The organism is Cupriavidus sp. 96C5-1 (assembly GCF_057798855.1).
Window position 1 is genome coordinate 23,280 of sequence record NZ_JBYOJU010000023.1, and the last position, 13,061, is coordinate 36,340.

The 13,061-nt window shown below is 65.9% G+C and carries 12 protein-coding genes; 8 read left to right on the top strand and 4 right to left on the bottom strand.

From position 1 onward, the window contains the following. Positions 1 to 56: 56 nt before the first annotated feature. Positions 57 to 530 (bottom strand): Lrp/AsnC family transcriptional regulator, encoded by a 474-nt coding sequence (locus AC3FOF_RS23330; protein WP_017224496.1) that lies wholly within the window; start codon positions 528 to 530, stop codon positions 57 to 59. Positions 531 to 741: 211 nt separating this feature from the next. Here AC3FOF_RS23330 and phhA point away from each other — a divergent pair, with 211 nt between their 5' ends. From phhA to AC3FOF_RS23350, 4 genes are all read left to right on the top strand, one after another. Next, positions 742 to 1,686 (top strand): phenylalanine 4-monooxygenase, encoded by a 945-nt coding sequence (gene phhA / locus AC3FOF_RS23335; protein WP_276265820.1) that lies wholly within the window; start codon positions 742 to 744, stop codon positions 1,684 to 1,686. A gap of 192 nt (positions 1,687 to 1,878) precedes the next feature. After that, on the top strand, positions 1,879 to 2,196 hold the full coding sequence (locus tag AC3FOF_RS23340; protein ID WP_017225857.1) for a 4a-hydroxytetrahydrobiopterin dehydratase: 318 nt from the start codon (positions 1,879 to 1,881) through the stop codon (positions 2,194 to 2,196). Positions 2,197 to 2,347: 151 nt separating this feature from the next. Then, a complete protein-coding gene (locus tag AC3FOF_RS23345; protein WP_035865653.1) occupies positions 2,348 to 3,052 on the top strand; it encodes a response regulator transcription factor in 705 nt (234 codons plus the stop codon). 24 nt (positions 3,053 to 3,076) lie between these two features. After that, a complete protein-coding gene (locus AC3FOF_RS23350) occupies positions 3,077 to 4,705 on the top strand; it encodes a sensor histidine kinase (protein WP_488727904.1) in 1,629 nt (542 codons plus the stop codon). Between the two features lie 46 nt (positions 4,706 to 4,751). Here AC3FOF_RS23350 and AC3FOF_RS23355 read toward each other — a convergent pair whose 3' ends face one another. Continuing rightward, positions 4,752 to 5,273 (bottom strand): SET domain-containing protein, encoded by a 522-nt coding sequence (locus AC3FOF_RS23355; RefSeq protein WP_035811915.1) that lies wholly within the window; start codon positions 5,271 to 5,273, stop codon positions 4,752 to 4,754. Positions 5,274 to 6,716: 1,443 nt separating this feature from the next. On the opposite strand from AC3FOF_RS23355, the gene AC3FOF_RS23360 reads away from it, so the two are divergent. From AC3FOF_RS23360 to AC3FOF_RS23375, 4 genes are all read left to right on the top strand, one after another. Further along, positions 6,717 to 6,995: an HU family DNA-binding protein gene (locus AC3FOF_RS23360; protein ID WP_017227089.1), complete on the top strand. Its 279-nt coding sequence runs from the start codon at positions 6,717 to 6,719 to the stop codon at positions 6,993 to 6,995. Positions 6,996 to 7,233: 238 nt separating this feature from the next. Beyond that, complete coding sequence (locus AC3FOF_RS23365) at positions 7,234 to 8,214, top strand: DUF2272 domain-containing protein (RefSeq protein WP_276265818.1); 981 nt, start codon at positions 7,234 to 7,236, stop codon at positions 8,212 to 8,214. A 181-nt stretch (positions 8,215 to 8,395) separates the two neighbouring features. Then, positions 8,396 to 9,154 carry a class II aldolase/adducin family protein gene (locus tag AC3FOF_RS23370; protein WP_276265817.1) on the top strand — a complete coding sequence of 253 codons (759 nt, stop codon included), beginning with the start codon at positions 8,396 to 8,398 and terminating at the stop codon, positions 9,152 to 9,154. A 61-nt stretch (positions 9,155 to 9,215) separates the two neighbouring features. Further along, positions 9,216 to 10,199, top strand: a complete 984-nt coding sequence (locus tag AC3FOF_RS23375) for a 2-dehydropantoate 2-reductase (RefSeq protein ID WP_488727905.1) — start codon at positions 9,216 to 9,218, stop codon at positions 10,197 to 10,199. A gap of 335 nt (positions 10,200 to 10,534) precedes the next feature. Here the strand turns inward: AC3FOF_RS23375 and rarD are convergent, their stop codons facing one another. Together rarD and AC3FOF_RS23385 are read right to left on the bottom strand one after the other, a co-directional pair. Continuing rightward, positions 10,535 to 11,425, bottom strand: a complete 891-nt coding sequence (gene rarD / locus AC3FOF_RS23380; RefSeq protein ID WP_488727906.1) for an EamA family transporter RarD — start codon at positions 11,423 to 11,425, stop codon at positions 10,535 to 10,537. Positions 11,426 to 11,528: 103 nt separating this feature from the next. Next, positions 11,529 to 12,662, bottom strand: a complete 1,134-nt coding sequence (locus tag AC3FOF_RS23385; RefSeq protein ID WP_017230718.1) for a TRAP transporter substrate-binding protein — start codon at positions 12,660 to 12,662, stop codon at positions 11,529 to 11,531. Positions 12,663 to 13,061 lie beyond the last annotated feature (399 nt).

Here is a 13,061-nt window from a genome sequence, read left to right on the forward strand (position 1 = left end):
GGGTGACATGGGCGCATGTCAAGCGCAAGCCCGCCCACCGGGCAGACGCGTGCCCGCTATCGCAAATGCGACAGCGGCAGGGGTCCGTCGCGCTTGAGCGCGGTCAGCACGATATTGGAACGCACGCTCTCCACGCCCGGCACGCGCATCAGCTTCTTCATGGTGAATTCAGCCAGCGTGGGCAGGTCGGCCACCATGATGCGCAGCAGGTAGTCGGCCTCGCCCGCCACCGAATAGCATTCCTGCACTTCCTCCAGCAACAGGATATCTTCGCGGAAGCGTTCCACGATGGTGTCGCCATGGTGGGCCAGCTTGACGCTGGTGAAGACCAGCACGCCGAGCCCGAGCGCCGGCGGCGACAGCACCACGCGATAGCCGGTGATGACGCCGTCGGCTTCCAGCCGCGCCAGCCGCCGGCCGATCTGGCTGGGAGACAGATGGATGCGCTCGGCCAGTTGCTGGTGGGTGGAGCGGCCGTCGGTCTGCAAGGCCGCCAGCAGCGCGAGGTCGAATGGGTCGAGATTGAGCATGGTCGGGTCGCCTTGGATCTGTGCTTGTCCTGTTCTTGTCATGCATGGGCGGCCGCCGTTTGCCACCGGCAGCGCACCCTCGCGTGTTTTCCGCAAACAATATCAAATTTCTGCGTGTTACGTGCATTGCACGACGAATGCAAGCCGTTTTTGCGGGCCATCTGCGTCACCTCCTAGCTAAACTGTGCGGTAAATCTGCAGGAGATAAAGCATGGACGCAACGGCTACCGCCCCCCGTCAGGCAGGCAACGCCCAGGCAAGCTTTGCCGGCACGCTGACCGACAAGCTCAAGGAACAATTCGACGCCGGACTCTTGTCCGGCCAGGATCTGCGCGCCGATTTCACCATCGAGCAGCCGCTGGAACGCTATACCGAGACCGACCACGCAGTGTGGCGCAAGCTGTATGAGCGCCAGGCCTCGATGCTGCGCGGCCGCGTCTGCAACGAATTCCTGCAGGGCCTGTCCACGCTCGGGATGGACAAGGAGCGCGTGCCCAGCTTCGCCCAGCTCAACGAAACCCTGATGCGCGCCACCGGCTGGCAGGTGGTGGCGGTGCCCGGCCTGGTGCCGGACGCGGTGTTCTTCGAGCACCTGGCCAACCGGCGCTTTCCCGCCAGCTGGTGGATGCGCAAGCCCGAGCAGCTCGACTACCTGCAGGAGCCGGACTGCTTCCACGACGTATTCGGCCACGTGCCCCTGCTGATCAACCCGGTCTTTGCCAACTATATGGAAGCCTACGGCAAAGGCGGGCTCAAGGCTGCCTCGCTGGGCGCGCTCGACATGCTGGCGCGGCTGTACTGGTACACCGTGGAGTTCGGCCTGATCCGCACGCCGGAAGGCCTGCGCATCTACGGCGCGGGCATCCTGTCGAGCCAGGGCGAATCGGTCTACAGCCTGGATTCGGCCAGCCCCAACCGCATCGGCTTCGATGTGCGGCGCATCATGCGCACGCGCTACCGCATCGACACCTTCCAGAAAACCTACTTCGTGATCGACAGCTTCGACCAGCTGTTCGACGCCACCCGCCCCGATTTCGCGCCGCTCTATGACGAACTGCGCGCACAGCCCACGCTGGGCGCGGGCGACGTGGCCGCCGCCGACCTGGTGCTCAATCGCGGCAACCGCGAAGGCTGGGCCGACAGCGACGACGTCTGATCCCGAACCCGGGCCCCGTCCCGGCCGCCTCGCGCGCCACCGGCGGGCGGGCGCCGGCGCGCAAGCTTTGTGAAACAATGGCGGCATGCCCGCTCCGGCCCCCGCGGCGCCCTGGCCGCACCGGCGCCGAAGGCTGGACGGGCGGGCCGGCCTCCCTCCTTGTCTCTTACCATTTCAACCATCGAGCCCATCATGTCCCCTGCGCCCCTCGTCCCCCTTTCCGCTGAAGAACGTGCGCCGCTGCTGGCGGCCCTGCCCGGCTGGGAAGCCGTCGCAGACCGCGACGCCATCCACAAGCGCTTCACCTTCGCCGACTTCAACGCCGCCTTCGCCTTCATGGCGCGCGTGGCGCTTGCCGCGGAAAAAGCCGATCACCACCCCGAGTGGTTCAACGTCTACAACCGGGTCGACATCACCCTGTCCACCCATGACGCCAACGGCCTGACCCGGCGCGATATCGACCTGGCCGGCTTTATCGAGCGCGCAGCCGCTTCGCTGGCCAAGGCCTGAGTGCACCATCGGGCGCACGGCAGGCGCCCTGCCTACGAGTTGTATGCAACTGAAGGCAAGGCGAAAGCACGGAGGGAGTCCTGGGCTGTACAATCAGTGGCTGACCGTTTGTCACTTTCCTGTTCCCTTTCCAGCTTTCCTCCCTGCTCCCATGCGTATCCTTCTGATCGAGGACGACCGCCAGATTGCCAGTGGCGTCGAAGCCGGCTTATCCCAGGCCGGCCATCAGGTGCGCGTGGTGCACGACGGCGTCTACGCCACCGAGCACCTGCTGCGCGAACAGCATGACCTGGTGATCCTCGACCTGGGCCTGCCCGGCATCGACGGCATGACTCTGCTGGCGCGCTACCGCGCCCGCAACCGCACCACGCCGGTCATCATCCTCACCGCGCGCGACGAGCTCGAAGACAAGCTCTCCGGCCTGAACGCCGGCGCCGACGATTACCTGGTCAAGCCCTTCGCCCTGCCCGAGCTGGAAGCGCGGGTGCGCGTCCTGCTGCGGCGCAGCCAGCACGGCGAGGCCGCGCCCGAGCGCGATGTGCGCCTGGGCCGGCTGCGCCTGTCGGGCAACGACCGCCGCATGTTTATCGACGGCAAGCCGCTGGAACTCTCGCCGCGCGAATTCGCCGTGCTGGAGCTGCTGCTGCAGCGCCAGGGCCGCGTGGTCAGCAAGGCGCAGCTGCAGGACCACCTCGCCACCTTCGCGCATCCCGCCGGCGAAGGCGGCGACACGGTCGGCGACACCGCCATCGAGGTCTATGTGCACCGCGTGCGCAAGAAGCTGGAAGAAAGCGACGTGGAGATCGTCACCGTGCGCGGCTTCGGTTACCTGCTGCAGATCCGCGCCGGCACCTGACCCCGCGCATCCGGCAAGCCCGCCATGTGGCTGCGTTCACGTCCTCCCCAACCCCGCAAGGCCCTGACCGGCGCAGCCGGCGGCGCGCCCGCCAAGACCGCCACGGCCGCTGCCGCGGCGCAGACCGCCGCGCAACCGCCGCGCGCCGCTTCCACGCAAAGCCTGCGCGTGCATCTGCTGCGCGCGCTCGCCACGCCGCTGTTCGCGCTGGTGCTGACCAGCGGCTCGCTGTCCTACTGGCTGGCCGCCCACTACACCACCCAGGTATTCGACCGCGCCCTGTACGGCGTGGCCAACAATATCGCCCAGCAGATCCGCATCGCCGGCCCGCGGCTCGAGCAGGACATCCCGATGATCGCCCAGACGCTGGTCGAGGCCGAAGGCACCGACCGCATCTACTGGCGCATCCATGGCCCGGACGGACTGATCGGCGGCATGGATACGTGGCTGGGCTACGGCACCGGGCAGACCTCGCTGCATGACGCGCGGTTGTTCTACGCCTGGTTCAGCGGACGCCAGGTGCGCGCGGTGCGCCTGCCGGTCAACCTGCCCAGCCCGGCTTCGGACGAACTGGCCACCAGCGAGGCCGGGCGCACCCCGCGCGGGCCCATCGTGATCGAGGTGGCCGAGCTGCTGGACCGGCGCGAGACCGCCGCCAACGAGATCCTGCTGTCGGTCTCGGTGCCGCTGATCCTGCTGCTGGTGGTCGGCAGCCTGATTCTGTCGCACGTGCTCAAGGAGGAGCTGGTGCCGCTGCAGATCCTGACCGACAAGCTCAACCGCCAGACCGCGCGCTCGCTGGCACCGCTCGACGAAACGCAGGTGCCGGCCGAAGTGGAGCCGCTGATCCGCGCGCTCAATGCGCTGCTGGCCAGGCTGCGCGACGCGCTCGACGCGCAGCGCAAGTTCATTGCCGACGCCGCGCACCAGTTGCGCACGCCCCTCACCGCGGTCAAGCTGCACGCCGACCGTGCTGTGCTGTCCGACGATCCCGCGGTGACAGACCACGCGCTGCGCGAGTTGCAATCGGCGGCCGACCGCGCGGTGCGACTGTCCAACCAGCTGCTGTCGCTGGCGCGCGCCGAGCCGGGACTATCGCTGGAGCGGCTCGGGCCCATCGAGCATTTCGACCTGGCCACGCTGGCCTTCGAGACCGGCGCCGAGTGGGTGCCCCAGGCGCTGGCGCGCCAGATCGACCTGGGCTTCGAGACCCTGCCCGGCCCCACCTTCACCGGGGCCGCGCCGTCGGTGATACGCGGCAACCGCCTGTTGCTGCGCGAGGCGCTCAGCAACCTGATCGACAATGCGGTGAAATATGTGCCGGCCGGCGGGCACATCACGGTGCGTGCCGGCGGCGAGGCGCTCGGTCACCGCGGCATGGCGGTGGTGATGGTGGAAGATAACGGGCCGGGTATCCCCGTTGCGCGTCGCGAAGAAGTCTTCAAGCGCTTCTTCCGTGGCGACCAGGCACCGGGCCCCAATGCGCAGACGCCTGCCGGCGCGGGCCTTGGTCTGGCCATCGTGCACGAAATCATCGGCCTGCATCACGGCACCATCCGTATCGAGGATGTGCCGCCCTCCGGGCCGGAGGGCGAGACACGCGGGATGCGGTTCGTGATCCGCATCCCGTGCGAGGCGGCAGGCACCGCCTGAAGCCAGGCCAGGCGGGGACCCTGAATCCGCGCCCCCCCGCGAGGTCTTACCTGCCCTTCTTTTCCTTCGGCGCCAGCATGGTCCCGCGGCAATGCGGGCTGCCGCAGCGGCACTCGAATTCCTTCTTGAGCTTCTTGGTGTAGCGCGCGTCGATCACCAGCCCGTAGTCGTAGAACAGTTCCTCGCCGCCGGCGATATCGCGCAGCGCGTGGATGAACACGCGCCCCTTCTTCTCGCGCGCCTCGCAATTGGGGTCGCAGGCATGGTTGATCCAGCGCGCGCGGTTGCCGCCGAACTTGGCGTCGATCACGTCGCCGTCTTCCAGGCTGAAATAGAAGGTATGGTTGGGATCGGCGGGATCGTGCGGATGGCGCTTGAGCGCCTCTTTCCACGAAATATGCTCGCCCTTGTATTCGATGATGCGCTCGCCTTCGGCAATCGGGGCGATGGCATAGACGCCTTTGCCGTGCACGCCCGAACGGCGCACCTCGACACGGTCGGAAGCGGTCTTGCGCTTGCCGTCCTTCTTGCCCTTGGCGCGCTTCTCCGGCTCCGCCTTCTCCGCCATTCCGGCGTTCCCGCTCCCAGCGCCAGTGACGTCCTTCACATTCTTCGCTTCCCCGCTGTCCTGCTTCGCTTCCTCTCGCTTCACCTGTTCCGCCATATGCCACCCCGTATTGATCCGCTGGCCCGCCACCCCGCGTGGCTGCGCGCTGGCGATGATACCTGCCCACTTTGCCGCCGGCATCCCCTTGCCTGGCAAATTTCCGTATACGCGCAGCGCCCGGGTAGTTCACGCGCCGTCGCCAGACACGTATACGGGCGCACGTATACGACGCCAGGAAAGCGCCGTGCCTGCCGCGTATACCGCCGCCGGACCCGCGCCCGATGTGGATAACCCAGCCCGCTTCTGTGGATAAGGACACGCGATTCATGTGGGCTGCCTGGGGTTGGCATGGGGACGGATCAGGCATAACTCGGAGGGTTGTTTCCGGCACCGTCGCCGACAAGGGCTAGTCATCCACGGCGGCCAACACCGGGCCCCACCACTTACACGCTCTGCAACACGTTGATTTATAAGGAATTAATCCAGTTATCCACAGAAAAGCACGCCGTTTACCTACTACTACTATCTGTATACATGAAAGAAAGAAGTAAACCGAAGGACTGCGTCCTGCTATCGGCAAGTCATCCCGGGGAAAGAAAATAAACGGCCGTAAACCTGCCGCCAGGCAAGATTTTTTTACTCCTGGGATTTGTCGGCTGTTCGGAAGCAAGCGAACGCGCCAATGCGCCGGCAAGAATCCAGGGTTTCGACGTATACGCACCACGGCTTGGCGGTGCCTGCGGTATACGTCCCGCCCGTATACGCCACTGCAAGGATCCATGTTTGCCTCCGCGCACCGCTCGGCGTATACGCCGCAAACAAGGCATGCATCCCGCGAATACCCGGCAAACAGATCCGCGCCGGGCATCGCGGCCAATGCACAATAGTTCATGTGACGTTTAAAGGCGCTCAACGGGTCGTGGCTGCGCTACGCCGCGTATACGCCGCTGCAAGGGCGGAAAGGCAAACGCGGCGCGCATAGCGGCTGACAACACGCAGGCAAGGCATGTAGACCAAAAGGGACGGATTCCGGTGGTCATGGAAGACTTGGGGCGCAGCGGCACGTTGTCTGCCCCCGGTCCTGCCGCTCGGCCGGCAATACCTCTGAGAACGGCCAGGAAGCCCCTGGAGCCGTTTTTCATGGCGGGATGTCCCATGGCACACCCCGAGCCGTTCGATCGCCAGAGGGGCATCCAGGCGCCCGCAGAGGTGTCCGATGGCTCTCAGAATCCCGGCAAAGCCCCAGCCGGCGCGGGCTGGCGGGCGGGCGCTGTAACAATCTGTTCCAAGCCAGCGCGGCCCGACACGGTATGATGTGGCCCGCGGCGCCTTTGCCGACGCCGGTGCCCAGCGTGCCGGCCCAGCCAGGCGTCCTTGTTTTATCAACTCGACACGGAGTGAAGCATGACGAAAACCGAACTGATCGACGCCATCGCGGCCGGCGTGGACGGCCTGACCAAGGCTAAGGCAGAACAAGCGCTGAACGTGACGCTGGGCGCCATCATGGACGCCGTGGCCAAGGGCGACACCCTGAGCCTGATCGGCTTTGGCACGTTCAGCCAGGGCGAGCGCGGCGAGCGCATGGCGCGCAACCCGCGTACCGGCGAAGAAATCAAGGTCGAAGCCGCCAAGACCGTCAAGTTCAAGGCTGGCCAGAAGTTCAAGGACGCAGTGAACCAGTAAGTCTCGCGGGCGGCCCCGCGCCAGCCCCGCCGGATCAACCCCGCCGTGCCGCCGCCAGTCGCCAGATGGCGCAGGTGAGCGCCAGGCGGGGGGCGTTATCCACAATGCCGGCCCCCCGGTTATCCTGTCCCCCCGCGGTATATGCAGTACCCCCCGCAAGCCCGGTAAGATAGTGCCCTATCGGCGCCTTCCCTCAGTAAATACAAGGGTCCAGGGCGTCCTGCCCAGTGGGTCTCTCATGCATCCTCGATCGCCGTCAGGCAGATTTCCACAGCTTTATTCACAACGTTTCCCACAAAATTTTCCACAGGCGCGCCTGCTTGGCCTGAGCCTGCTGACGGCCCTCGCGCTGCTCTCGGGCTGCACCACGCCATCGCCGCCGGCACGGCCGCAGGCCACCCCCTTGCCCGACAGCGAACGGCCGGTAACGACACCCGGCGCCACGCCGCGCCAGCGCATTGTCGAGATCGCCTGGCAGGAGTGGCAGCGCTGGGGTGGCCAGACCGTGCGCCTGGGCCGTGACGACACCGCCTGCGTGACCGACAGCCCCCTGCCGCCGCCGGTCCTGCCGGGCATGCCCGTGGCGGATACCGAGGCCGCCGGCAACATCGAGCCCGCCGATTCGACCGACCGCGCAGCCGACAGCCAGGACGACACCGGCAGCGAGACCAATTGCCTGCGGTTCCCGGATGGCACCGGCATGGAGGCCACCCCGCAAGGCTGCAAGCTGGCCCAGCGCTACTGGGGCATCGTCGGCAAGCCGGTCAGCTGCCGCCAGATCACCCAGGGCAACTGGGCCTGGTCCGCGGTCTTCATTTCCTGGGTGATGCGCAAGGCTGGCCTGGACGACCGCCAGTTCCTGACCGGCGATTCGCACTCCATGTACGTGGTGGACGCGCGCGACGGCATCCTGCCGGCGCCGGCCTTCCGTATCGAACCGGTGCCCGCCATGCCGCGCCCGGGCGATGTCATCTGCGCCGCGCGCGGGCGCGACAAGTACCTCGTCAGCCCGGACGAGATCGGTTTCGGGACCACACCCATGCATTGCGACATCGTGGTCGAGGTGGATCCCGCGGCGCGCCTGGTGAAGGCCATTGGCGGCAATGTCCAGCAATCGGTCTCGATGGAGCTGATCGAACTGGGAGACTCCGGCATGATCGACGGCGTAACCAACTCGCATATGCCGTGGCTGCTGATCATGCGCAACACCTTGCCTTAGCGGCATTGCGGAACCAGCGGCCCCGGCGATAACCCCGGCTTGACCCGTCCCGTAAAATCATTAACATGGTAATAAATCGGGCCGCCACCGCGGCTAGCGGTTCCCGCGCGGCCCGATCCCACCCGAACAGCACCGCAAACGCGCGCGCACCGGCGCCGCGCCAAACGCAGAGGAGACCTGCATGGCTGTCGCAAACTGTCACCCGGCGGAATGGGAGGCGCGCGTCAAGCTAGCCGCCTGCTACCGCATCTTCGACCGGCTGGGCTGGACCGAGCTGATCTACAACCACATCACGCTGCGCCTGCCGCCCGAGGCTGGCGGCGGCTCGCCGCATTTCCTGATCAATCCCTTCGGCCTGCGCTATGCGGAGGTCACCGCTTCCAACCTGGTGAAGATCGACCTGGCCGGCGAGGTGGTCGGCGAGAGCCGCTGGCCCGTCAATCCGGCCGGCTTTGTGGTGCATGCGGCCATCCACGCCGGTATCCCGGGCGCGCATTGCGTGATGCATACCCACACCACGGCCGGCATGGCGGTGGCCTGCTCGGCGCAGGGTTTGTCGATGAGCAACTTCTATGCGGCCCAGCTATTCGACAAAGTGGCCTACCATCCTTTCGAAGGCATCACCGTGCACGGCGACGAAGGGCCCCGCCTGGTGCGCAATATCGGCGACAAGCCTGCCGTGATCCTGCGCAACCACGGTCTGCTGGCCTGGGGCGACAGCATCGCCCGCACCTTTTCCACGCTCTGGCTGCTCAACCGCGCCTGCGAGATCCAGCTGGCCACGCTGTCCATGGGTGCCGCGCTGCCGGTGCCCGAGGAGATCCAGCGCAAGTGCACGCGCGACTCGCTGCAGTTCAATCCCAAGTTCGGCGCGGGCGAGGACGTGTTCGCGGCACTGACCCGGGAAATCGACGGAATCGATGTTTCGTATCGGGATTAATCATGCTTGATTCTTCGTGTAAATATATTTGGGTTCCCCCGCAACCTCAGGCAAGGCAGCCATGACTTCTCTTTGCATCGTCGGCGCAGGCGCCGTCGGCGGCTTTATCGGCGCGAGGCTGGCCCGTTCCGGCCAGGCGCCCAACGTGCTCGCGCGCGGCCAGACCCTGTCCACCCTGCGCGAGCAGGGCCTGACGCTGATCGAGGGCGGGCGCACCGAGACCTTCCGGGTCCGCGCGGAAAGCGATCCCGCGGCCCTGGGCGCGCAGGATGTGGTGATCCTGGCGGTCAAGGCGCCGGCATTGCCGCCGCTGGCGCAAACCATCGGGCCGCTGATCGGCCCCGAAACGGTGGTGGTGACCGCGATGAACGGCGTGCCATGGTGGTTTTTCGAGCGGCCGGGCCCGCATGCGGGGCTGTCGCTGCGGACCGTGGATCCGGAGGGCGCTATCGCGCTGGCCATCCCGGCCGGGCAGGTCATCGGCTGCGTGGTGCACCTGACCGCCTCCACGCCCGCACCGGCCACGGTGCGGCACGGGTTTGGCGCGCGCCTGATCCTGGGCGCGGCGGGCGGTGCGGCGGGCAAGGCGGCCGGCAAGGTGGAGGCGGTGGCCAGCCTGCTGGAGAGCGGTGGCCTGGAAGTCGAGCGCAGCGCCGCGATCCAGCAGGAAATCTGGTTCAAGCTGTGGGGCAATATGACGATGAACCCGGTCTCGGTACTGACCGGCGCCACCTGCGACCGCATCCTTGACGATCCCCTGGTCAACCGCTTCTGCCTGGCGGTGATGGCGGAAGCCGGCCACATCGGCGCCGCCATCGGCTGCCCGATCGCCCAAAGCGGTGAAGAGCGCAGCCAGGTGACGCGCAAGCTGGGGGCCTTCAAGACTTCGATGCTGCAGGATGCCGAGGCTGGGCGCCCACTGGAGATCGACGCGCTGGTGGCGTCGGTGCGGGAAATTGGCCAGCATGTCGGTATCGCCACGCCGAATATCGACGCGCTGCTTGGCCTGGTAAGGCTGCATGCGCAGGTACGTGGGCTTTACTGAGGTGGTAGGGACGGGCTGAAGGCGGTATCCAGAGGCGCCTGGTTTTATTCTTGCTATCGATCAAGATCGTTTTGAGCTTGCTTGATGGATAAATGGAATGAATTAAAGATGGGTGATCTCATCAACCGACATGACCAGGTCCGCAGAGCACATGCTATGCAAACCGCTATAAATATTTGCCAGATAAATTTTTCTTGATATGTCTAGGTAAATTAATTCATCTGATTGATGGCGCGCAGCTGACGGATCTGGGTCTGCGCAGGTGGTCTCCCCTCTCCCACTTGTGGGAGAGGGAGTGACAGCCTTGTTCAGTGCCCAGGTTGCTCTTCCGCTTCCTAACGCTGCAGCACCGCCCCAGCCCGCCGGCGCCCGGCCCAGATGCCTTCCATCGCGTAGATGGCCAGCGATAGCCAGATCAACGCGAAGCCTGCCTGCTTGCTGGCCGGAAACGGTTCGTTCCATAGCCACACGCCCAGCAGTAGCTGCAGCGTCGGGCCGGTGTATTGCAGCAGCCCGAGCAAGGAAAGCGGCAGGCGGCGCGCGCCCGCGGCGAACAGCAGCAAGGGCACAGCGGTGACCGGGCCGGCCAGCAAGGCCAGCACCTGCACGCCGCCGCTGGCGTGGCTGAAGTCGGCCTGGCCGGTCGCGAACAGGTAAACCAGGGCGCTCGCCGCCAGCGGGAACAGCAGCATGGTCTCGAGCGACAGGCCTTCAAGCGCGCCCAGCGTCGCGGTCTTGCGCAGCAGCCCATAGCCGCCGAAGGTGCCGGCCAGCGCCAGCGCGATCCACGGCAGCTGGCCGGCAGCCACGGTCAGCCAGATCACCCCCGCCGCCGCCAGGGCGATCGAGGCCCACTGGCCGGGGCGCAGCCGCTCGTGCAGGAAGAGCACGCCCAGCAGCACATTGAACAGCGGATTGATGAAATATCCCAGGCTCGCATCCACCACCCGTCCGTTCGAGACCGACCAGATGTAGAGGAACCAGTTGCCGCTCAGCAGCAGCGCGCTGGCGGCAAAGCCCGCCAGCAGGCGCGGGTTGGACCCGACCCCGCGCAGCCAGCCCCAGTGCCGCCGCCAGGTGAGCACCAGGCCCAGGAACACCAGCGACCACACCATCCGGTGCAGCAGGATCTCCATCGGCGCGATGCCGTGCAGGGATTTGATATAGAGCGGCAGCAAGCCCCAGATGATGTAAGCGAGCAGCGCGTAGATGATGCCGGTTTGCATATGAAGTCCCAAGGAATCGGGCGATTCTACCGGCGTAAAAAAGCCCGTGCTGGGCACGGGCTTGCGGCCGCGGTACGCCGCCTCGGGATCGGCGGCGCCGCGCTTACAGCTTGCGCGCGAAGCTGAACTGCGAGAACGCCTGCTCGGCCACGTTGAACCACGCGGCCTCGTTGTTGCGGAACACGCGCCAGTCGTCGTAGATTTTCTTGAACGACGGATTCTTGGCGGTTTCCTCGGCGTAGGCGTCCTGGGTGGCCTTGAAGCAGGCTTCCATGATCTCCTTGGAGAACGGACGCAGCTTCACGCCGTTTTCCAGCAGGCGGGCCAGCGCTTGCGGATTCACCGCGTCGTACTTGGCCATCATGGTGGTGTGGACTTCGATGGTCGCCGTTTCCAGTGCGCGCTTGTACAGCGCTGGCAGCTTTTCGTACTCGGTGGCCGACGAGTAGAAGGACAGCTGCGCGCTGCCTTCCCACCAGCCCGGGTAATAGTAGTACGGGGCAACCTTGTAGAAGCCGAGCTTCTCGTCATCGTAGGGGCCAACCCATTCCGCCGCGTCGATGGTGCCTTTCTCCAGCGCGGGGTAGATGTCGCCGCCGGCGATCTGCTGGGGCACCACGCCCAGGCGCGCCAGCACCACGCCGGCAAAACCGGCGATACGGTACTTCAGGCCCTGCAGGTCGGCGACCGTCTTGATTTCCTTGCGGAACCAGCCGCCCATCTGCGCATTGGTGTTGCCGCCCAGGAAATTGACGACGTTGTATTCCTTGAAGAACTCGCGCATCAGCTTCATGCCGTTGCCCTGCAACATCCAGGCGTTCTGCTGGCGCGCGGTCAGGCCGAAGGGGATGGTGGTGTCGAAGCAGAGTGTCGGGTTCTTGCCGAAGTAGTAGTAGCCGGCGGTATGGCCGATCTGCACGGTGTTGTTCTGCACCGCGTCCAGCACCTGCAGGCCCGGCACGATTTCGCCGGCGGCGAAGACCTTGATGTTGAACTTGCCGTCGGTCAGTTCCTTGACCCGGGCCGACAGCAGTTCGGCACCGCCGTAGATGGTGTCGAGCGATTTCGGGAAGCTGGAAGCCAGGCGCCATTCCACGGCCGGGTTGCTGCCGATCACGGCCGGTGCGCTGGCACCGGCGGCGGCGGGCGCCGCGGCCTTTTCTTCCTTGCCGCACGCAGCCAGCGCCCCGGTGGCGGCCACGGCCGATGCCTTCAACAGAAAGGAACGACGTTCCATACCTTCTCCTCGTTATCGATTTTTAGCGCGGCATCAGGATCAGGCGCGCTCACGTCATGCGTGGGCATCCGGTTCCGTGCCGTGACGCGCAGGAAGCCGGGGTACGGCGGCCGCGCAACAATGAGCCTGTTACGAAGGCATGCCATACGGCGTGTCATACAGCGCGGCGTATGCTGGCATGCTTTCATAACAGGCTCGGGGGCCGGTCCGTACCCGTCGGACTGGCCAGACGATTATAGCGGTGGCCCTTTCGTCACGGGGGGTCGTGAAAGTCCGGGTTTTCGCTAGGAAAAAGGGGGTTCTCGGGGGTTTTCCCTTCACCTGATTCCTGGCCGCAAGCTCGTCCGAGCAGGCTGCCGGCGAGAGAAGCGCGGCTTTCCATATGGTGAGAAGGACGCA

Excerpts from the sequence above, each read along its gene's own strand:
- AC3FOF_RS23330 (WP_017224496.1), bottom strand. The coding sequence starts at position 530 with ATGCTCAATCTCGACCCATTCGACCTCGCGCTGCTGGCGGCCTTGCAG.
- phhA (WP_276265820.1), top strand. The coding sequence starts at position 742 with ATGGACGCAACGGCTACCGCCCCCCGTCAGGCAGGCAACGCCCAGGCA.
- AC3FOF_RS23340 (WP_017225857.1), top strand. The coding sequence starts at position 1,879 with ATGTCCCCTGCGCCCCTCGTCCCCCTTTCCGCTGAAGAACGTGCGCCG.
- AC3FOF_RS23345 (WP_035865653.1), top strand. The coding sequence starts at position 2,348 with ATGCGTATCCTTCTGATCGAGGACGACCGCCAGATTGCCAGTGGCGTC.
- AC3FOF_RS23350 (WP_488727904.1), top strand. The coding sequence starts at position 3,077 with ATGTGGCTGCGTTCACGTCCTCCCCAACCCCGCAAGGCCCTGACCGGC.
- AC3FOF_RS23355 (WP_035811915.1), bottom strand. The coding sequence starts at position 5,273 with ATGGCGGAGAAGGCGGAGCCGGAGAAGCGCGCCAAGGGCAAGAAGGAC.
- AC3FOF_RS23360 (WP_017227089.1), top strand. The coding sequence starts at position 6,717 with ATGACGAAAACCGAACTGATCGACGCCATCGCGGCCGGCGTGGACGGC.
- AC3FOF_RS23365 (WP_276265818.1), top strand. The coding sequence starts at position 7,234 with ATGCATCCTCGATCGCCGTCAGGCAGATTTCCACAGCTTTATTCACAA.
- AC3FOF_RS23370 (WP_276265817.1), top strand. The coding sequence starts at position 8,396 with ATGGCTGTCGCAAACTGTCACCCGGCGGAATGGGAGGCGCGCGTCAAG.
- AC3FOF_RS23375 (WP_488727905.1), top strand. The coding sequence starts at position 9,216 with ATGACTTCTCTTTGCATCGTCGGCGCAGGCGCCGTCGGCGGCTTTATC.
- rarD (WP_488727906.1), bottom strand. The coding sequence starts at position 11,425 with ATGCAAACCGGCATCATCTACGCGCTGCTCGCTTACATCATCTGGGGC.
- AC3FOF_RS23385 (WP_017230718.1), bottom strand. The coding sequence starts at position 12,662 with ATGGAACGTCGTTCCTTTCTGTTGAAGGCATCGGCCGTGGCCGCCACC.